The organism is Pseudomonas sp. FW305-25, from assembly GCF_017351415.1.
Classification (GTDB): Bacteria; Pseudomonadota; Gammaproteobacteria; order Pseudomonadales; family Pseudomonadaceae; genus Aquipseudomonas; species Aquipseudomonas chlororaphis.
In genome coordinates this window covers 118,591-135,861 of the sequence record NZ_JACNDE010000013.1, presented here as the reverse complement: position 1 = coordinate 135,861, position 17,271 = coordinate 118,591, and the positions used below count along the sequence as shown (strand labels likewise).

The 17,271-nt window shown below is 62.1% G+C and carries 18 protein-coding genes; 6 read left to right on the top strand and 12 right to left on the bottom strand.

Annotated features, from left to right (window positions below; translation table 11 throughout):
• The first annotated feature begins 66 nt into the window (after window positions 1–66).
• Window positions 67–504, top strand: a complete 438-nt coding sequence (locus J4E58_RS15075) for a GNAT family N-acetyltransferase (protein WP_087090328.1) — start codon at window positions 67–69, stop codon at window positions 502–504.
• Window positions 505–588: 84 nt separating this feature from the next.
• Here the strand turns inward: J4E58_RS15075 and def are convergent, their stop codons facing one another.
• The 3 genes from def to J4E58_RS15060 form a co-directional block, all read right to left on the bottom strand.
• Window positions 589–1,128 (bottom strand): peptide deformylase, encoded by a 540-nt coding sequence (gene def, locus J4E58_RS15070; protein ID WP_009045216.1) that lies wholly within the window; start codon window positions 1,126–1,128, stop codon window positions 589–591.
• A 2-nt stretch (window positions 1,129–1,130) separates the two neighbouring features.
• Complete coding sequence (locus J4E58_RS15065; RefSeq protein WP_007925094.1) at window positions 1,131–2,078, bottom strand: YihY/virulence factor BrkB family protein; 948 nt, start codon at window positions 2,076–2,078, stop codon at window positions 1,131–1,133.
• A gap of 173 nt (window positions 2,079–2,251) precedes the next feature.
• Window positions 2,252–2,443 carry a CsbD family protein gene (locus J4E58_RS15060; RefSeq protein WP_087090326.1) on the bottom strand — a complete coding sequence of 64 codons (192 nt, stop codon included), beginning with the start codon at window positions 2,441–2,443 and terminating at the stop codon, window positions 2,252–2,254.
• A 227-nt stretch (window positions 2,444–2,670) separates the two neighbouring features.
• Here J4E58_RS15060 and J4E58_RS15055 point away from each other — a divergent pair, with 227 nt between their 5' ends.
• Window positions 2,671–3,048, top strand: coding sequence for a hypothetical protein (locus J4E58_RS15055; protein ID WP_007925090.1), 378 nt, complete (start codon window positions 2,671–2,673; stop codon window positions 3,046–3,048).
• Window positions 3,049–3,213: 165 nt separating this feature from the next.
• On the opposite strand, the gene fadD1 is transcribed toward J4E58_RS15055, so the two are convergent.
• Both fadD1 and fadD2 read right to left on the bottom strand, forming a co-directional pair.
• Complete coding sequence (fadD1, locus tag J4E58_RS15050; RefSeq protein ID WP_009045218.1) at window positions 3,214–4,902, bottom strand: long-chain-fatty-acid--CoA ligase FadD1; 1,689 nt, start codon at window positions 4,900–4,902, stop codon at window positions 3,214–3,216.
• A gap of 389 nt (window positions 4,903–5,291) precedes the next feature.
• Window positions 5,292–6,980, bottom strand: a complete 1,689-nt coding sequence (fadD2, locus tag J4E58_RS15045; protein WP_087090324.1) for a long-chain-fatty-acid--CoA ligase FadD2 — start codon at window positions 6,978–6,980, stop codon at window positions 5,292–5,294.
• Window positions 6,981–7,204: 224 nt separating this feature from the next.
• Between fadD2 and J4E58_RS15040 the strand changes: the two genes are divergently transcribed.
• Together J4E58_RS15040 and J4E58_RS15035 are read left to right on the top strand one after the other, a co-directional pair.
• Window positions 7,205–8,149: an alpha/beta hydrolase gene (locus tag J4E58_RS15040; RefSeq protein WP_087090322.1), complete on the top strand. Its 945-nt coding sequence runs from the start codon at window positions 7,205–7,207 to the stop codon at window positions 8,147–8,149.
• 52 nt (window positions 8,150–8,201) lie between these two features.
• Window positions 8,202–8,672, top strand: a complete 471-nt coding sequence (locus J4E58_RS15035; protein ID WP_007925083.1) for a MaoC family dehydratase — start codon at window positions 8,202–8,204, stop codon at window positions 8,670–8,672.
• A gap of 56 nt (window positions 8,673–8,728) precedes the next feature.
• Here J4E58_RS15035 and J4E58_RS15030 read toward each other — a convergent pair whose 3' ends face one another.
• From J4E58_RS15030 to J4E58_RS15015, 4 genes are all read right to left on the bottom strand, one after another.
• Window positions 8,729–9,592 (bottom strand): HlyD family secretion protein, encoded by an 864-nt coding sequence (locus J4E58_RS15030; RefSeq protein WP_053262350.1) that lies wholly within the window; start codon window positions 9,590–9,592, stop codon window positions 8,729–8,731.
• A 10-nt stretch (window positions 9,593–9,602) separates the two neighbouring features.
• Window positions 9,603–9,809, bottom strand: a complete 207-nt coding sequence (locus J4E58_RS15025; protein ID WP_007925079.1) for a DUF1656 domain-containing protein — start codon at window positions 9,807–9,809, stop codon at window positions 9,603–9,605.
• Window positions 9,796–11,784 carry an FUSC family protein gene (locus J4E58_RS15020; RefSeq protein ID WP_087090320.1) on the bottom strand — a complete coding sequence of 663 codons (1,989 nt, stop codon included), beginning with the start codon at window positions 11,782–11,784 and terminating at the stop codon, window positions 9,796–9,798. The genes J4E58_RS15025 and J4E58_RS15020 overlap by 14 nt, the downstream gene beginning before the upstream one ends.
• 156 nt (window positions 11,785–11,940) lie before the next feature.
• The gene (locus J4E58_RS15015) at window positions 11,941–12,408 is read right to left on the bottom strand and encodes a PA2169 family four-helix-bundle protein (RefSeq protein ID WP_087090318.1); all 468 of its coding nucleotides are present in this window, start codon (window positions 12,406–12,408) and stop codon (window positions 11,941–11,943) included.
• Window positions 12,409–12,613: 205 nt separating this feature from the next.
• Between J4E58_RS15015 and J4E58_RS15010 the strand changes: the two genes are divergently transcribed.
• Window positions 12,614–12,850 (top strand): DUF3820 family protein, encoded by a 237-nt coding sequence (locus J4E58_RS15010; protein WP_007925076.1) that lies wholly within the window; start codon window positions 12,614–12,616, stop codon window positions 12,848–12,850.
• A gap of 10 nt (window positions 12,851–12,860) precedes the next feature.
• A complete protein-coding gene (locus J4E58_RS15005; RefSeq protein WP_087090316.1) occupies window positions 12,861–14,048 on the top strand; it encodes an aminotransferase class V-fold PLP-dependent enzyme in 1,188 nt (395 codons plus the stop codon).
• A gap of 183 nt (window positions 14,049–14,231) precedes the next feature.
• Here J4E58_RS15005 and J4E58_RS15000 read toward each other — a convergent pair whose 3' ends face one another.
• Genes J4E58_RS15000 through zwf form a run of 3 tightly spaced genes read right to left on the bottom strand, consistent with a single transcriptional unit; the run spans window position 14,232 to window position 17,084 of the window.
• Window positions 14,232–14,897 carry a bifunctional 4-hydroxy-2-oxoglutarate aldolase/2-dehydro-3-deoxy-phosphogluconate aldolase gene (locus J4E58_RS15000; protein WP_007921959.1) on the bottom strand — a complete coding sequence of 222 codons (666 nt, stop codon included), beginning with the start codon at window positions 14,895–14,897 and terminating at the stop codon, window positions 14,232–14,234.
• 17 nt (window positions 14,898–14,914) lie between these two features.
• Window positions 14,915–15,628 (bottom strand): 6-phosphogluconolactonase, encoded by a 714-nt coding sequence (gene pgl, locus J4E58_RS14995; protein WP_087090314.1) that lies wholly within the window; start codon window positions 15,626–15,628, stop codon window positions 14,915–14,917.
• Window positions 15,615–17,084 (bottom strand): glucose-6-phosphate dehydrogenase, encoded by a 1,470-nt coding sequence (gene zwf / locus J4E58_RS14990; protein ID WP_007921955.1) that lies wholly within the window; start codon window positions 17,082–17,084, stop codon window positions 15,615–15,617. Before zwf ends, pgl begins: the two co-directional genes overlap by 14 nt.
• Window positions 17,085–17,271 lie beyond the last annotated feature (187 nt).

Below are 17,271 nucleotides of genomic sequence, written 5' to 3'. Positions count from 1 at the left end.
GTATACACCTATCCCGCGCACTTCGTACTTTTATAATCACCGCCCCGGCCCACCCTGCGAAAACCCATGCCCGACACCCAATACCTGCTGCTTGCCGACACCCTGCGACCGCTGCTGAACAAGTTCTATCGCGCCCACAACTCGCCAATGCGCGCAGCCGGGGAAGGGCAATCATGGGTGGCGAAACGGGGAGCGATCATTGCCGGGCTGAACCTCACGCCCATCGCCCAGGGCCACTGGCTGACCGGGCTGTTCGTCGACCCGGCCCATCGCGGCCAGGGCATTGCCGCGATGCTGGTCGAACGGGCACGCGCGCAGCTGCCGGGGCCGCTGTGGCTGTTTTGTCATCCGGACCTGCAAGCCCTGTACGAACGCATGGGCTTTGCCCCCGCCCCCGCCCTGCCCCAGGCCCTGGCGGATCGCCTGGAGCGTTATCGCAGGAGCAAGAGCCTGATCGCCATGGGCATCGATCCTTTGGTCAGCTCGACCCGCGACAGGGTGTGATCGCGGGCCCTGGAGCGCGTGCCAGCCTCGGCGGCAAACCGGCCTCCAGCTGGTCCATGAAACCGACGCTTCTGGCTGTCTGTTTCAATCGTCGGCGTGGGGATCGAGGTCGGGGAACATCACCTCGGTAAAACCGAATTTGCTGAAGTCGCGGATCCGCGACGGGTACAGGCGGCCGATCAGGTGATCGCATTCATGCTGCACCACCCGCGCATGGAAACCCGAGGCCAGGCGCACGATTGGTTCGCCCCTGGGATCGACGCCTTCGTAGCGAATGTGCTGATAACGCTCGACCGCGCCGCGCAGCCCCGGCACCGACAGGCAGCCTTCCCAGCCTTCTTCCAGCACCGGGCTCAGGGGCGTGATCAGCGGATTGATCAGGATGGTCTGCGGCACGGCCTCGGCTTGCGGGTAACGCTCGCTGTGCTCGAAACCGAAGATCACCAGTTGCAGGTCGACGCCGATCTGCGGCGCGGCCAGGCCGACCCCGCCGACGCTTTCCATGGTCTGGAACATGTCGTCGATCAGTTGCCACAGCTCGGGGCTGTCGAACATCTCGGGCGGCACCGGTGGCGCGATGCGCAGCAGGCGCTCGTCGCCCATTTTGAGGATTTCACGGATCATGATCAGACTTCGTCAGTGGTCGGCTTGAGCGAGTGGTCCCGGCCCAGTCCCGATACGTGTTGTTTGGGTTCGTCGTGCTCGCCGGGCACCCTTTCTCCAGGGTTCTTGCCGTCGGACGACATGTGCTCGATCGCCGCATTCATCTCGGCCCCCAGCAACAGCACCGCCGAGGAAATATAGAAGTACAGCAGCAGGACGATGATCGCTCCGATACTGCCATACATGGCGTTGTAGTTGGCAAAGGTCTTCACGTAGAAGGCGAAGCCCAACGAGGCGATGATCCACACCACCACCGCCAGCACCGAGCCCGGGGTGATGAAGCGGAACTCCTGCTTCACGTCGGGCATCACGTAGTAGATCAGTGCCACGGCAACCATCATCAGGATCACGATCACCGGCCAGCGCAGGATGGTCCAGACCGTGACGATAAAGTCTTCCAGGCCAACCTGCGCGGCGATCCAGCCCATCACCTGCGGCCCGAGCACCATCAAGGCCGCGGCCGCCAGGAGCATGCCGGCGATGCCAATGGTGTAGAAAATCGACAGCGGAAAACGTTTCCACAACGGGCGTTTTTCCACCACGTCATAAGCGGCGTTCATCGCGCTCATCATCAGCCGCACGCCGGCCGAGGCGGTATACAGGGCAATCACGATACCCACCGACAGCAGGCCGCCCTTGGATTGCTGCAACTGGTCGATCACCGGGTTGACCTGCTCCAGCGCCTGGGGCGGCAACACCAGTTCCGATTGCAGGCGCAACCAGGAGAAGAAGTCCGGCAGGTGCAGGAAACCGATCAAGGCGATCAGGAACAGGATGAAGGGGAACAACGAAAACAGCATCTGATAGGCCAGTGCCGAGGCGTAGGTCGACATTTCATCGTCGATGAACTCAGTGACCGTGCGCACCAGCACACGATGCAGGGGCAGGCCTTTCAAATTCGGCAAGAACATAGCGTCTCCTTTCGCCGCAAGAATTCAGGGTCGGTGGCGACTCAGGGGCCGTTTTGTACAACAAACTAGCCTAGTTTGGCGATTTTGAACCGTTTCGTCCTGTTTTGGTGCCATGGCCGATGTAAAAACGGCCATCCGCGGATGGCCGTCGTGTCGCAGTGCGAGCCAGTGAATCAGGCCTTGTCGATGGTCTTTTTCAACGCATCCTTGGCCTTGCCGAGGGCTTGCTGCGCTTCGCCTTTCTTTTCCTGAATCTTGCCTTCGGTTTCCAACCGATCGTTATCAGTCGCTTTGCCGACACCTTGCTTGATATGACCAACGGCCTCGTTGGCCAGGCCTTTTGCCTTGTCCACTGTGCTGCCCATGGTGTTTCTCCGTAGATCCATAGATCCGTAGAACAATCGAGGGTTTGGGGTCCTGCCCTGAGGTTGACCCAAGGCCCTTGCGCGGAGTTTCAATTATTTTCAGCGGGGCATTTCATCGCCTTATTTGCCCGCCGCACGCAGGTTGCGCTTTATGTTTGGCGACCAACCCACGAGAATGCGCAACGTATTCAGGCACTGCGCTGAAGATCCAATCCCGTAGGAATGTTATGAAACTCGATAAAAAGCTGGCCATCGCCCGCCGGAACCAGGAACTGGGCGGTGCGGTGCTGGGCGTCAACAACTGCCACTTCGCGGAACTGAGCCGCAGCCGCAATATCTGGTGGTTCGATCTGCCGGTCGGCCGCCTGGCCATCGGGCAGTACGAATGGGTCCACCTGCTGCTGTACACCCCAAGCACCGACCAGTTGCTGCACCTGAAAGTGCCGACCCTGTTCCTGCGGGAGAAGCTCGAAGGCCTGGTGGTACGCAACGCCGGCAAGCGCAAGGCGGCCCTGAGCCTGGAACTGAGCGCCGACAAGGACTCGTTCCTCAAGGACGTACGCCCCGCCGGCACCGGCGTGAACTTCGCGCAGTTCCAGCAGTAAACAGGCCCTTGTAGGAGCGAGCTTGCTCGCGATTACGGTCTGTCAGCCATTGAGATGGCGACTGGAAGAACGCAATCGCGAGCAAGCTCGCTCCTACAGGGAATTGAGGCGATAGCGCCCAATAAAAAGCCCCGCGGATGCGGGGCTTTTTGTTTGCCTGGCGTGTTACTTCTTCACGCCCAGCTTCTTCAGCTCTTCGTCGCGCAATTCGCGACGCAGGATCTTGCCGACGTTGGTGGTCGGCAGCGCATCGCGGAACTCGACGGCCTTGGGCACCTTGTAGCCGGTGACGTTGGCGCGCATGTGCTCCATCACTTGCTCCTTGGTCAGGGTCACGCCCGGCTTGGCGACGATGAAGATCTTGATCGACTCGCCCGACTTCTCGTCCGGCACGCCGATCGCCGCGCACTGCAACACGCCCGGCAGGCCCGCCAGCACATCTTCCAGCTCGTTCGGATAAACGTTGAAACCGGAGACCAGGATCATGTCTTTCTTGCGATCGACAATGCGGATGTAGCCATCAGGCTGGATCAGCGCGATATCACCGGTCTTCAGCCAGCCGTCGCTCATCACCTCATCGGTGGCGTCCTGGCGCTGCCAGTAGCCCTTCATGACCTGCGGGCCCTTGACGCACAGCTCGCCGATTTCGCCCAGGGGCAGCTCGGTGCCAGCGTCGTCGATGATCCGGCACAGGGTCGACGGCACCGGGATGCCGATGGTGCCGATCTGGATGTTCTGGATCGGGTTGACGGTGGCCACCGGGCTGGTTTCGGTCATGCCGTAACCTTCGCAGATCGGGCAACCGGTCACGTCTTTCCAACGCTCGGCCGCCGCCAGTTGCAGCGCCATGCCGCCGGACAGGGTGACTTTCAGCGCCGAGAAATCCAGCTTGCGGAAGGCTTCGTTGTTGCACAGGGCGACGAACAGGGTGTTGAGGCCGACAAAACCGCTGAACTTCCACTTCGACAGTTCCTTGACCATCGCCGGCAGGTCGCGCGGGTTGCTGATCAGGATGTTGTGGTTGCCGATCAGCATCATCGCCATGCAATGAAAGGTGAAGGCATAGATGTGGTACAGCGGCAGCGGGGTGATCAGGATCTCGCAACCCTCATTGAGGTTGGAGCCCATCAGCGCCTTGCACTGCAGCATGTTCGACACCAGGTTGCGGTGGGTCAGCATCGCGCCCTTGGCCACGCCGGTGGTGCCGCCGGTGTATTGCAGCACGGCGACATCGCTGCTGGCCGGGTTGGCGTCCTTGACCGGCTGGCCGTGGCCCTGGCTCAGCACGTCGTTGAACTTGACGGCCTTGGGCAGGTGATAGGCCGGCACCATCTTCTTCACGTACTTGATGACGCTGTTGATCAGCAGGCGCTTGAGCGGTGGCAGCAGGTCCGCCACTTCAGTGACGATCACATGCTTGACGCCGGTCTTGGGCACCACGGCTTCGGCCAGGTGCGCCATGTTGGCCAGGCAGACCAGGGCCTTGGCGCCGGAGTCGTTGAACTGGTGTTCCATTTCCCGCGCGGTGTACAGCGGGTTGGTGTTGACCACGATCAGGCCGGCGCGGATGGCGCCGAATACCGCGACCGGGTACTGCAGGACGTTGGGCAATTGCACGGCGATTCGATCGCCGGGTTGCAAATCGGTATGCTGTTGCAGGTACGCGGCAAAAGCACCGGACAGTTCGTACAGCTCACCGTAGGTGAGTGTCTTGCCGAGGTTGCTAAAGGCCGGTTTGTTGGCAAAACGTTGGCAGGACTGCTTCAACACCGCCTGAATATTCGGATACTCGTCTGGATTGATATCGGCAGCAATCCCAGCTGGGTACTTATCCTTCCAAAAGTCTTGGATCATGGAAGCCCACTCCTCAGCAACGCGAATTCGTCAGCGCATTTGATGCGATTATTATTTGTGTGTGTTTTTTATTGATGTCTATTGTTGGTGAGTCTGGCTGTCTACATAGGCCGAGAAGTCACAAAGCGCGCCGAGAGTAGCAGCTTTGCCAAAGGCCGCCTAGAGCCAAAATCGGCCTAAACAGTCACTTTGGTGACTCAAGAATATTTAATGGTCACTTTTAGAGTAAAAATTCTATCTGGCCATGCAAGGCTCTGGAATGGGCTTTTCGTCTCTTCAAAAGCATCGCGAGCAAGCTCGCTCCTACAGAAAATGTACGGTTCCCTGTAGGAGCGAGCTTGCTCGCGATAGCCGCGCTATAGCGCGGGACTGTTACATGCGGTGAAACATCAAGCGATGTCGCGCAACTCCCGGCGCAGGATCTTGCCTACCGGTGTCATCGGTAACGACTCACGCAACACGATGTGTTTCGGCACCTTGTAGCCAGTGAAGTTTTCCTTGCAGTAGGCCTTCAGCTCTTCGAGGCTGACCCCTGATTCGCGGGCCACCACGAACAGCTTCACCGCCTCCCCCGAACGCTCGTCCGGCACGCCGATCACCGCGCAGTTGGCGACTTTCGGGTGGGCCATCACCACGTCCTCGATTTCATTGGGGTACACGTTGAAACCCGAGACGATGATCATGTCCTTCTTGCGATCGACGATGCGCACGAAGCCATCCGGATCGATCACCGCGATATCGCCGGACTTGAACCAGCCCTCGGCATCCAGCACCTCCTCGGTGGCCTCCGGCTTCTGCCAGTAGCCTTTCATGATCTGCGGCCCCTTGATGCACAGTTCGCCGCGCTCGCCCAGCGGCTGCTCGACGCCCTCATCGTCGATGACCTTGAGGGTCGTGCCCGGCACCGGCAAGCCCACCGAGCCCAGGCGCGACTGGTCGCCGTAAGGGTTGGTGCAGGCCACGGGCGAGGTTTCGGTCAGGCCGTAGCCTTCGGTGATGCGGCAACCGGTCACCTGCGTCCAGCGCTCGGCGGTGGCCTTGACCAGCGCCGTGCCCCCGGAGTTGGTGAACTTGAGATTGGAGAAGTCGAGGGTCTTGAACTCGGGATGATCCATCAGCGCGGTGAACAGCGTGTTCAGCCCCAGCAGCGCCGAGAAGCGCCACTGCTTCAGCTCCTTGATGAAACCGCCGATGTCCCGCGGGTTGGTGATCAGCACGTTGTGGTTGCCGGTGACCATCATGCACATGCAGTTCGCGGTGAAGGCATAGATGTGGTACAGCGGCAACGGCGCGATCATCACCTCCTGGCCTTCGTGCAGCAGCGGATGGCCATCCGGGCCCAGTTGCTCGAGGCAGGCACGGACCTGCTGCATGTTGGCCACCAGATTGCCGTGGGTCAGCATCGCACCCTTGGCCAGCCCGGTGGTGCCGCCGGTGTATTGCAGCACGGCGACGTCGTCCAGGCGGGCGTTCAAAGGCTTGATCGGCTGGCCACGGCCCAGGCGCAGCGCGCTCTTGAAGGAAACGGCCTGGGGCAAGCGATAGGCCGGCACCATCTTCTTGACCTTGTCGACCAGGGTATTGACCAGCCAGCCCTTGGCGGACGGCATCAGGTCGCCCATCTTCGCCTCGATCAGGAACTGGATATCGGTCTCGGGCAGCACTTGCTCGACCTTCTGCCCGAACAGGTTCATGTACACCAGGGCTCGCGCTCCGGAATCCTTGAACTGGTGGCGCATTTCCCGGGTGGTGTACAGCGGATTGGTGTTGACCACGATCAGCCCGGCGCGCAAGGCGCCGAACACGGCAATCGGGTAATGCAGGACATTGGGCATCTGCACCGCGATACGATCGCCCGGCACCAGGTCGGTGCTGCTCTGCAGATAACCGGCAAAGGCCGCGCTGTAGCGCTCCAGCTCGGCGTAGGTCATGGTCACGCCCATGTTGCTGAAGGCCGGGCGGTCGGCGAATTTCTTGCAGGAACGCTCGAACACCTCGATCACCGACTTGTAGGCCCCCAGATCGATGTCGGTGGGCACTCCGGCCGGGCGTTTGTCATTCCAGAAATCAGGCTGCATTGTTCTTGTCCTCGTTACCTGAGTTGTCCGGGCCGCTTCTCTGACGCTACGAAAGGCGGGGCTCTGCGGACGTTAGCAGCTATGAGGGATAGGGCAAATAAGGCCGGGTGCGTCATTGATAACGTGAATCTTGCCGCCATGGCGCGCGCGGATCGGACGGGGCCGCGACGATGAGCTATACAATGCAACGACCCCGTGCAAAGACCCCGTGCAAAGGAATCGCCATGATCCACCACTCTTTCTGGCTGACCGCGAGCGACCACAGCCAGCTCTACGTCAACCAGTGGCTCCCGGCGGCCCCGCTCAAGGCCGTGATCCTGCTGGCCCACGGCATGGCCGAACACAGCGGGCGCTACGCCAGGCTGGCACAGGCGCTGTGCAATGAAGGCTACGGGGTCTATGCGCTGGACCTGCGCGGCCACGGCAAGACCGCCGAGCACGGGGTACTCGGGCACTTGGCCGACGATGACGGCTGGTGCAAGGTGGTCGGCGACCTGGCCAGCCTCAACCAGCACATCGGCCAGCAGCACCCGGGAATCCCGATCGTGCTGCTGGGCCACAGCATGGGCAGCTACATCGCCCAGGCTTACCTGCTGCACCACAGCGCCAGCCTCGACGGGGCGATCCTCAGCGGCTCGAATTTCCAGCCGGTGGCGCTGTACCGCGCCGCCCGCCAGATCGCCCGCTTCGAACGCTGGCGCCAGGGGCCCCTGGGACGCAGCGCGTTGATCGAATGGCTGTCCTTCGGCTCGTTCAACAAGGCCTTCAAGCCCAACCGCACCGCCTTCGACTGGCTCAGCCGCGACCCCGACGAAGTCGACAAATACGCCCACGACCCGCTCTGCGGCTTTCGCTGCAGCAACCAGCTGTGGATCGACCTGCTGGGCGGCCTGCAGCAAATCAGCAAGGCCTCCAACCTGGCCCAAATCGATCCGGGCCTGCCATTGCTGGTGATCGGCGGAGAATGTGATCCGGTGAGCAATGGCATACGTCTCAAGGATCTGGCCGGTGCTCTGCGCGAGGCCGGCAGCCAGTGCCTGCAGCTCACTATCTACCCGCAGGCACGGCACGAATTGTTCAATGAAAGCAACCGCGACGAAGTGACTGCCGATGTACTGGCCTGGCTCGACCAGGCCCTGCGGCATCGCCGACCGCCGAAGACTGAATGACCCTGTTTCAAATCGATATACCAATCAACGCTCAGCACAGGACTTGAGAGAGATGACCCAGGTTACCAACACCCCGTACGAAGCCCTCGAAGTCGGCCAGACCGCCAGCTACAGCAAGCATGTGGAAGAGCGTGACATCCAGCTGTTCGCCGCCATGTCCGGCGACCACAACCCGGTGCACCTGGACGCCGAGTTCGCCGCCGCCAGCATGTTCAAGGAGCGTATCGCCCATGGCATGTTCAGCGGTGCGCTGATCAGCGCCGCGGTGGCCTGCGAGCTGCCTGGGCCGGGCACCATCTATATCGGCCAGCAGATGAGCTTCCAGAAGCCAGTGAAGATCGGCGACACCCTGACCGTGCGCCTGGAAATCCTCGAAAAACTGCCGAAGTTCCGCGTGCGTATCGCCACCCGCGTGTTCAACCAGCGCGATGAGCTGGTGGTGGACGGCGAAGCCGAAATCCTCGCCCCACGCAAACAGCAGACCGTCACCCTGCCGACCTTGCCGGCCATCAATATCGGCTGAACCGCCCTGTAGCCGCTGGCGCAGCCTCGCAGGCTCGGCAGCGGCTACAGGCGGGATTAGCGCCCCCCCTCCTCCACCTGCACGCTCGCTGTCATCCCGGCGCTCAGGTTGACGCCTTCGGGCACCTTGTCGAGCCTGATGCGCACCGGAATCCGCTGCGCCAGGCGCACCCAGTTGAAGGTCGGTTCCACCTCCGCCAGCAGTTGCCCGTCCGGCGTGGCGTTGCGGTCGGTGATGCCGCGGCTGATGCTTTCCACATGCCCCTGCAAGGCTTCTCCAGCACTCATCAGCCACACCTTGACCGGGTCGCCGACCTTGATCCGCGGCAGTTTGGTTTCCTCGAAATAGGCCTGCACATAGAAAGTCGAATCGTCGATCAGGGCCATCACCGATTGCCCGGCGTTCACATAGTTGCCTTCGGCCAGGCGCAGGTTGGTGATGTGCCCGCTGCGCGGTGCGCGGACCTGGCTGCGCGCCAGGTTGAGTTCGGCGACCTTGGCGTCGGCCTGGGCCTGGCGCAGCTCGCCACGGGCCACCCCGGCATTGATCTGCGCGTTTTCCCGCAGCTCGGCGCTGATCGCCTGCGGGCCTAAGCTGGCCCGGCGGCTGGCTTCATGCTCTTTCAGGCTGAGTTGCTGCTGGCGGGTCTGCACCACCGCCTGGGCCTTTTCCAGCGCCGCCTCGAAGCGATCGCGGTCGATGCTCAGCAACAGGTCGCCGGCCTTCACCGCCTGGTTGTCATAGGCCTTGAGTTCACGCACCCAGCCCGACACATCGGGGGCGACTATCACCACGTCGGCGCGAATCCGCGCATCCCGGGTCCAGGGCGTGAGCATGTAGTACTGCCACAGATGAAAGCCGGCAAACAGCGCCGCAGCCACCAGGCACAAAGTAAAAGCGATACGCACGGAGGCACGCATGAACAACTCCTTATAAAGGTCCGAGTACGACAGTGACCAACGTCAGGACGCAGACGTACAAGGCCACATCGAACAGTGCTTCGTGCCAGATCCAGCGCCCCAGTGGCGTTGCGCGCAACAGCATGCGCAACACCCCGGTCAGCACCAGCGCCAGCACCACATAAATCAGAAACGGGCTGAGCAACACTCCGCCCAGCGACCACTCACGCAGCCCCATGGTTTTCCTCCTGCTGCCGGCACCAGGTGCGCCAGCTCTTCTGCAACTGCACCACCGCGCCCTGGGCCAGCTTCAACGCATCGCTCGGCGGTTGGCTGCCCAGGGCCTCGAGCAAGACCGTGCTGGCGTCGGCCAGCGCATCACCGCGACCGGCGGCCGGCCCTTGTTCCAGCACCTGTTCCAGATGCTCGAAATAACTTCGCTGCGAAGCATCCGCGGGCACCTGGGCTACCGCCAGGCTCAACCGCAAATGCATCAGTTCATCGCCGATATCCAGGCCCAGCAGGCCATCGTCCCAGCGGCTGCGCGCCTGTTCCGGCAATTCCGGGTAATGCCGCGCCAGTTGCAGCAGGCGATCGGCCATGCGCCCGCCGAACCAGCTTTCCGCGCCGCGCAGATTGCGCCGGGTCAAGCGCACCAGATCCTGCAGCGTCGCCGCCAGCAGGCGCCGCCCATGCCAGGCTGGGTCGCGCAGGATCAGCAGGTGAAACGCCAACACCGCGGCGCCTACGCCGAGCACCATCGCCTGGGCGCTGTTGAAGAAATTCGCCACGTCGAACGTCATCTGGTTCTGCGGTGAAATCAGCACCACGAAGTGCAGGCAGAACGAGGTGGCCGTGGCGCCGATCTGCGGTTTGGCCATGCCCAGCGCGCCGAAAAACAACGGCACGCCCATGGCCATCGCCAGCAGGGCGAAACTGCTCCACTGCGGCAGCAGGATCTGCCCGACCATGAAGGCCGCCGGAATCGCCAGGAAGATGCCGCGCATGAAACTCATACCGATCTGCGCGCCGTTTTCGCGACTGGCGAACAGGCCGCACACCACGCAGGTCAGCAGCATCGCCCCGGAGGCCGCCGGCCAGGCCGTGGCCAGCCAGAAGCAGGCCACGGTGAGGAAAGCCAGGGCGCTGCGCGCGCCAAACAGCAGCGCCAGCGATAGATCGCGATGGGGGCTCAGGGTGGCGGGCTGCTCCACCGGCGCCTTGCCCTCCTCCACCGCCCGCAGCGCCTCGCCGGCGGCCAGGGCTGTATCCAGCAACAGGGTGAAACGGGCCAGGCAATAGCTTTGCGCCGAGCTGATCGCCGAGTCATGGGAAGCGTCCAGCAACTGCGGTCGCAACGCCTGCAAGGTCGGTTTGTCCATGGCCGCCAGGGCTTGCTGCACTTGCTCCATCCACGGCGCCAGTTGCTGCGCCTCGGCCTGGTCCAATTGCTTCCATTGCCGGCGTACCGAACGGGAGATCCGCAGCAGCATCAGCAGCTTCTGGCTCAGGCCGCTGATCGCCCGCGCCCGCTGCCGCCCCGACGGACCTTCGAACCAGGCATGTTCGCGCTGGGAGTCCACGGCGACGATGCGCCCGAGGATTTCCAGCAGGCCCTTGCGCGCCAGGGCATCGCCGGCCAGGGTCGCCCGCGCCGCCTGCATCCCGCTTTGCCAGGCGCTGCGCGCCTGGGCGGTCAACTGCCGCTCGACCCGCATCGGCCAGAGCAAGGCACTGCTGGCGGTGGCGCAGATAATGCCCAGGGAAATTTCCGTGCAGCGCGCCACGGCCTGGTCGAAGATCGACAACGGATGGGAGATCGCCGGCAAGGCGATGATCGCCACGGTGTAGCCGGCCAGCACGAAGGAATAGGACCAGGCGCTGCGCAGCAGGGTCGAACTGGCGGTGCACAGCCCCAGCCACAGCGCCAGGGCCAGCAGGAACAGCCACGGTGTCTGGGCGAACAGCCCCATGAACAGCACCGACATGCAGGTTCCCACCAAAGTCCCCACCAGCCGTGCCATGCCCTTTTGCAGGACCATCCCGGACAGCGGCTGGGCGACGATGATCGCCGTCATCAGGGCCCAGGACGGCTGCTGCAGGCCCCAACGCATGGCCAGCCACAACGCCAGCCCGGCACCGAACACGGTCTTGATCGCGAACTGCACGGCCGCAAGATTGGGGGCGAACAACGCCTGCAAAGTGATACGCACGGAAAGAACCCTGGGAAGGACAAAACAACGATAGATGCACTGGAGCGAGAGATGACGCCCGCAAATTATTAGCTAGCTAACTATCAGTCGTCCAGCATTAATTTCAAGGCACAAAAAAACGCCAGGCAGGCTGGCGTTTTTGACAGGTTTGACCCGTTATGAACGGGCGCGGGCCTGGTTGCGCAAGGCTTTGACCTGATCGTGGTTGCGCTGTACGCCATGGTACTGACGCTCCACCAGGTCACGAATGCCGATCAGGTTGTGTTTGCTGATTTTCTCCAGCGCATCCTTGTAGGCTTTCAGCGCATGGTCTTCACCGCGCTCGGCCTCGTTGAGCACCGCTTCTTCGTCCTTGCCGGTCACCAGGGACTTGAGGTCGACCCAACGACGGTGCAGGTCGCCACTGACGCTGGTGGAGGTCTGCGGATCGCCGCCCATGGAACGCACGCTGGCCTGCAATTCGGCCGCGGCGGTGGCGCAATCGGCGGAGCGCTTGACGAACAGCGCTTTGAGCTCAGGATGCTTGATGTCTTCTGCGCAGGTCTTGAACCCCTCCTGACCGTCCTTACTGGTTTCGATCAGGTCGTTGAGGATCGAAATCGCTTCTTTGTTGATGTCAGTCATTTTTCATTCCTTCCAGGTTGAGGGAGTTGTCATAGGTGTTGCACCCTGCATGCCAGCCCTGGAATGAATATTTTTACATTATTTTTCAAATATTTAAGTTTTTTGCCGCTTTCTGTATCCGCGTTATTTGCATGATCTGTCATTTGGCCTGCATGCAGAATGCCTGTATTTTCCAAGGTGTTCGTCACCTCTACAGACAGCCGCCATGAATCCCGAAAAACTTGAACTTCTGGTCACCCGCGAAATGCCCTACGGCAAGTACAAGGGCCGCATCCTCGCCGACCTGCCCGGCCCCTACCTGAACTGGTTCGCCCGCGAAGGTTTCCCCCACGGCGAGCTGGGCGGCCTGTTGGCATTGATGCAGGAAATCGATCACAACGGCCTTTCCGATCTACTGGACCCGCTGCGCGCCAAACACGGCAAACCCAAACCCCGTCATTAAGAAGACCGCCATGCCATGTAATGCCCAACTCGCCCGCGACGAAGATTACTGGCTGGCGATTGCCCGCCGATATGACGTCGAACCCGGGCCGATCAACCTGGAAAACGGCTATTTCGGGCGCATGAGCCGCGCCGTGGTCGAGGAATACCAGCGTCAGATCGACTTCGTGAACCGCAGCAACTCGGTGCATGTGCGCCAGCATTTCGAACAGATCGGCAATTTGCAGATTCGACAGCAATTGGCCGAATTGGTTGGCGTCGACCGCCAGGCCATCGCCCTCACCCGCAGCGCTTCGGAGGCGCTGCAATCGCTGATTCGCAACTACAACCGCCTGCAGCCGGGCGATCAGGTGCTGATCAGCGACCTGGAATACGACAGCGTCAAGGGTGCCATGCGCTGGCTGGCGCGCCATCGCGGGGTCGAGGTCATCGAGATCGAGCATGCTCATCCGGCGAGTTTCGACAGCCTGCTGGGCAGCTATCGCGAGGCCTTCGAGCGCTACCCTCGGCTGAAGCTGATGGCCCTGACCCACGTCACCCACCGCACCGGGCTGGTACTGCCGGTCCAGGCCATCGCCCTGGATGCCCGCGAACGGGGAATCGACGTCATCCTCGACGGCGCCCACGCCCTGGCCCAGGTCGATTTCCAGCTCAGTGAACTGGGCGTGGCGTTCGCCGGCTATAACCTGCAGAAGTGGATTGGCGCGCCGCTGAGCCTGGGTTTTGTCTATATCGACCCGCAACGCCTGGCCGATATCGATCCGGACATGGGCGAGCAACGTTATGCCCTGGACGATATCCGCTCACGGGCGCCTTATGGCACGCCGAACATTCCGGCCTGGCTGACCTTGCCCCGGGTGTTCGAGGAGCACCGCGGCATGGGCGGCTCGGCCCTCAAGGGCGCACGCCTGAATTACCTGCGCGACCTGTGGGTGAGCCAGGTGCGCGACCTGCCCGGCATTGAAGTCATGACCCCGGACGATCCACGGCTGTATTGCGGCATCACCTCGTTTCGCTTCACCCGCCAGCCGGACCAGCAGGCGATGGCCGAGCGGCTGCTCCAGGAATACAACCTGTTCACCGTGGCGCGCAGCGGTTCGCGTTGCGGGCCCTGTATCCGGGTGACACCGGGCTTTACCACGCCGAGCGCGGATATCCAGATGCTGGTCGAGGCATTGAACGAACTGGCGGCCCAGTAACCTGTAGCGACCATTCAGATTGCGTTGTCCGCCCCGGCGTCATCGCGAGCAAGCTGCGCTCCTACAGAAGACCCGGCGTCGCCAGGCAGCTTTTCTCCGGGCAAAAAAAAACGGTGCACCGACCAAGCGCACCGTAAAGCCGTAGAACACACCAACGAATCTTTGAAAAAAGCAGGAAAGCTGTCAGTCCAGCAGCGCCAGGGCCTCGGCCGTGCACTCCTGGATCCGCGCCCAGTCGCCGTTCTTGATCCACTCGGGATCGAGCATCCAGCTACCGCCGACGCACATCACGTTCTTCAACGCCATGTAGCTCTTGATATTGGCCGGGCCGACACCGCCGGTCGGGCAGAATTTCACTTCGCCGAACGGGCCACCCAGGGCCTTGATCGCGGCCACACCACCACTGACTTCCGCCGGGAACAGCTTGAAGCGGCGATAGCCCAGGCTGTAACCCTCCATGATCCCGGAGGCATTGCTGATCCCCGGCAACAGCGGGATCGGGCTGGCGACGCTGGCTTCCAGCAGGTCGCGGGTAATGCCCGGGGTGACGATGAACTGCGAACCGGCGGCTTCGGCGGCGGCCAGCATCTGGCGATCGAGCACGGTACCGGCGCCGGTCACCAGCTCCGGACGCTGCTCGCGCAGGATCTGGATAGCCTTGAGGCCGAACTGCGAGCGCAGGGTCACTTCCAGCGCGGTCAGGCCACCGGCGGCCAGGGCGTCGGCCAGGGGCAACACGTCCTGTTCTCGGGCGATGGTGATCACCGGCAGAATCCGCGCCTTGGCGCAGAGGCTGTCGATCAGGGCAACTTTGTCCGCCATGGAAACGGTCGGTTGTGGGATTGTCATAGCGGCTGATCCTTGGCTCATGGGCACCAGTAAATCTCTAACGGAGGTTGCAGGAAGGCACGAATCGGCATCGCGGCGACATCGTCACCGGCCAGTGCGGCACTCAGGGTGGTCAATTTGGATTGACCGGAAATCGACAGCACGCTGTACGTGGCCGTGGCCAGCAAGGTGCGGCTCATGCTCAGGCGCTGATGGGGCACGCTCGGCGCCAGCATCGGCCAGCAGCGCCGCTGGCCGTCGGCCCGCAGGGCTTCGGTCAGGTTCGGGCTGTTGGGGAACAGCGAGGCGGTGTGACCGTCGTCGCCCATGCCCAGGATCAGCACGTCGATGGCCGACAACTCGGCCAGCAGACGATCGGCCTGTACCGCGGCCTGTTCGAGGTTCGCCGCGGCGTTGTACAGGCTGAGGAACTTCGCCTTGGCAGCCGGCCCTTGGAGCAGGTAGCGCTTGAGCAGGCCGGCGTTGCTGTCGGCGTGCTCCACCGGTACCCAGCGCTCGTCCGCCAGGGTGATCAACACCTTGGACCAGTCCAGGTGCTGCTTGGCCAGGTGCTGGAAAAACGCCACCGGGCTGCGCCCGCCGGACACCACCAGCGTGGCTTCGCCGCGCACCTGGATCGCCTGGCTCAGTTGCCCGGCCACCTTCAGCGCCAGGCCTTCGGCCAACAGCGCCGGGCTATGGAACTCGTGGGCGTGCACGCCCGCGGGCAGTTTCAATTTAGATATCGCCATACCACGACCTCCCGTCCCGCGTGATCAGTGCGATGGAGCTCATCGGCCCCCACGACCCGGCCGCATACGGCTTGGGCGCATCGCCGGATTTCTTCCAACCGGCGATCAACTGGTCGCACCACTTCCACGCGGCTTCGATTTCATCTTTGCGGACAAACAGGTTCTGATTGCCGCGCATCACTTCCAGCAACAACCGCTCGTAGGCATCGGGAATCCGCGCGCTGCGATAGGTATCGGAAAAATTCAGCTGCAACGGGCCGCTGCGCAGTTGCATGCCCTTGTCCAGGCCTTGTTCCTTGGTCATCACTCGCAGGGAGATACCTTCGTCCGGCTGCAGGCGGATGATCAGCTTGTTGCTGATCTGCAGGCGCTGCTCAGGGGCGAAGATGTAGTGCGACGGCTCCTTGAAGTGAATGACGATCTGCGACAGCTTCTGCGGCATGCGCTTGCCGGTACGCAGGTAGAACGGCACCCCGGCCCAGCGCCAGTTGCGGATATCGGCCCGCAGGGCGACGAAGGTTTCAGTGTCGCTCTGGGTGTTGGAATTCTCTTCCTCCAGATACCCCGGCACGGCCTTGCCTTCGCTGTGCCCGGCGATGTACTGGCCACGCACCACCTGGGTGGTCAGGCCTTCCGGGCTGATCGGCGCCAGGGCCTTGAGCACCTTGACCTTCTCATCACGGATGCTGTCGGCCGAGAGGTCGGCGGGCGGGTCCATGGCGATCAGGCAGAGCAGTTGCAGCAGGTGGTTCTGGATCATGTCACGCAGCTGGCCGGCCTTGTCGAAATAGCCCCAGCGGCCTTCGATGCCGACCTTCTCGGCCACGGTGATTTCCACGTGGGAGATGTAGTTCTGGTTCCACTGGGTCTCGAACAGGCTGTTGGCGAAACGCAGGGCGATCAGGTTCTGCACCGTCTCTTTGCCCAGGTAGTGGTCGATGCGATAGATGCGGTTCTCCGGGAAGAACTGCGCCACCGCGTCGTTGACCTTGCGCGACGACTCCAGGTCCGAACCGATGGGCTTTTCCAGCACCACGCGGGTGTTTTCCGCCAGGCCAGCCTTCGACAGGTTCTCGCAGATCGCCCCGTACACCGCCGCCGGTGTGGCGAAATAGGCGATCAGGCGTTGCTCGCGCCCGGCCAGCTCGGCCAGGGCCTGGTAATCCTCGGCCTTGAGGAAGTCCACGTGCAGGTAGGTCAGGCGCGCCAGGAAGCGCTCCAGCACTGCCGCGTCGATCTCCTTGGCACCTACATACTTGCGCAATTGCGCTTCAATGAATGACAGGTGCTGCTGTTCGCTGCCCGGCTCGCGGGCCAGGGCCAGAATGCGCGTGTCGTCATGCAGCAGGCCGGCGCCATCGAGTTGGTAGAGGGCAGGAAATAATTTGCGAAGCGCCAGATCGCCCAGCGCGCCGAACAAGGCAAAGGTGCACGGTTCAACCGTTATCGAAGGCATGATGTTTGTTCTTTTATCAAGTTAAGCTACAAATACCTTTTTTCAAGGCATCACTCAAGGGAAAATGTAGTAATAACCACAACATTTTAGCAAAATATAGATTCGAAGTGGTGGTCCGTCGGAGCCATCAGTAGGATAGGCCACCGCCAAAGACCGGTTAAGACCGGCTTCCTTTGCATTGCCGAAC

Excerpts from the sequence above, each read along its gene's own strand:
- J4E58_RS15075 (WP_087090328.1), top strand. The coding sequence starts at position 67 with ATGCCCGACACCCAATACCTGCTGCTTGCCGACACCCTGCGACCGCTG.
- def (WP_009045216.1), bottom strand. The coding sequence starts at position 1,128 with ATGATCCGTGAAATCCTCAAAATGGGCGACGAGCGCCTGCTGCGCATC.
- J4E58_RS15065 (WP_007925094.1), bottom strand. The coding sequence starts at position 2,078 with ATGTTCTTGCCGAATTTGAAAGGCCTGCCCCTGCATCGTGTGCTGGTG.
- J4E58_RS15060 (WP_087090326.1), bottom strand. The coding sequence starts at position 2,443 with ATGGGCAGCACAGTGGACAAGGCAAAAGGCCTGGCCAACGAGGCCGTT.
- J4E58_RS15055 (WP_007925090.1), top strand. The coding sequence starts at position 2,671 with ATGAAACTCGATAAAAAGCTGGCCATCGCCCGCCGGAACCAGGAACTG.
- fadD1 (WP_009045218.1), bottom strand. The coding sequence starts at position 4,902 with ATGATCCAAGACTTTTGGAAGGATAAGTACCCAGCTGGGATTGCTGCC.
- fadD2 (WP_087090324.1), bottom strand. The coding sequence starts at position 6,980 with ATGCAGCCTGATTTCTGGAATGACAAACGCCCGGCCGGAGTGCCCACC.
- J4E58_RS15040 (WP_087090322.1), top strand. The coding sequence starts at position 7,205 with ATGATCCACCACTCTTTCTGGCTGACCGCGAGCGACCACAGCCAGCTC.
- J4E58_RS15035 (WP_007925083.1), top strand. The coding sequence starts at position 8,202 with ATGACCCAGGTTACCAACACCCCGTACGAAGCCCTCGAAGTCGGCCAG.
- J4E58_RS15030 (WP_053262350.1), bottom strand. The coding sequence starts at position 9,592 with ATGCGTGCCTCCGTGCGTATCGCTTTTACTTTGTGCCTGGTGGCTGCG.
- J4E58_RS15025 (WP_007925079.1), bottom strand. The coding sequence starts at position 9,809 with ATGGGGCTGCGTGAGTGGTCGCTGGGCGGAGTGTTGCTCAGCCCGTTT.
- J4E58_RS15015 (WP_087090318.1), bottom strand. The coding sequence starts at position 12,408 with ATGACTGACATCAACAAAGAAGCGATTTCGATCCTCAACGACCTGATC.
- J4E58_RS15010 (WP_007925076.1), top strand. The coding sequence starts at position 12,614 with ATGAATCCCGAAAAACTTGAACTTCTGGTCACCCGCGAAATGCCCTAC.
- J4E58_RS15005 (WP_087090316.1), top strand. The coding sequence starts at position 12,861 with ATGCCATGTAATGCCCAACTCGCCCGCGACGAAGATTACTGGCTGGCG.
- J4E58_RS15000 (WP_007921959.1), bottom strand. The coding sequence starts at position 14,897 with ATGACAATCCCACAACCGACCGTTTCCATGGCGGACAAAGTTGCCCTG.
- pgl (WP_087090314.1), bottom strand. The coding sequence starts at position 15,628 with ATGGCGATATCTAAATTGAAACTGCCCGCGGGCGTGCACGCCCACGAG.
- zwf (WP_007921955.1), bottom strand. The coding sequence starts at position 17,084 with ATGCCTTCGATAACGGTTGAACCGTGCACCTTTGCCTTGTTCGGCGCG.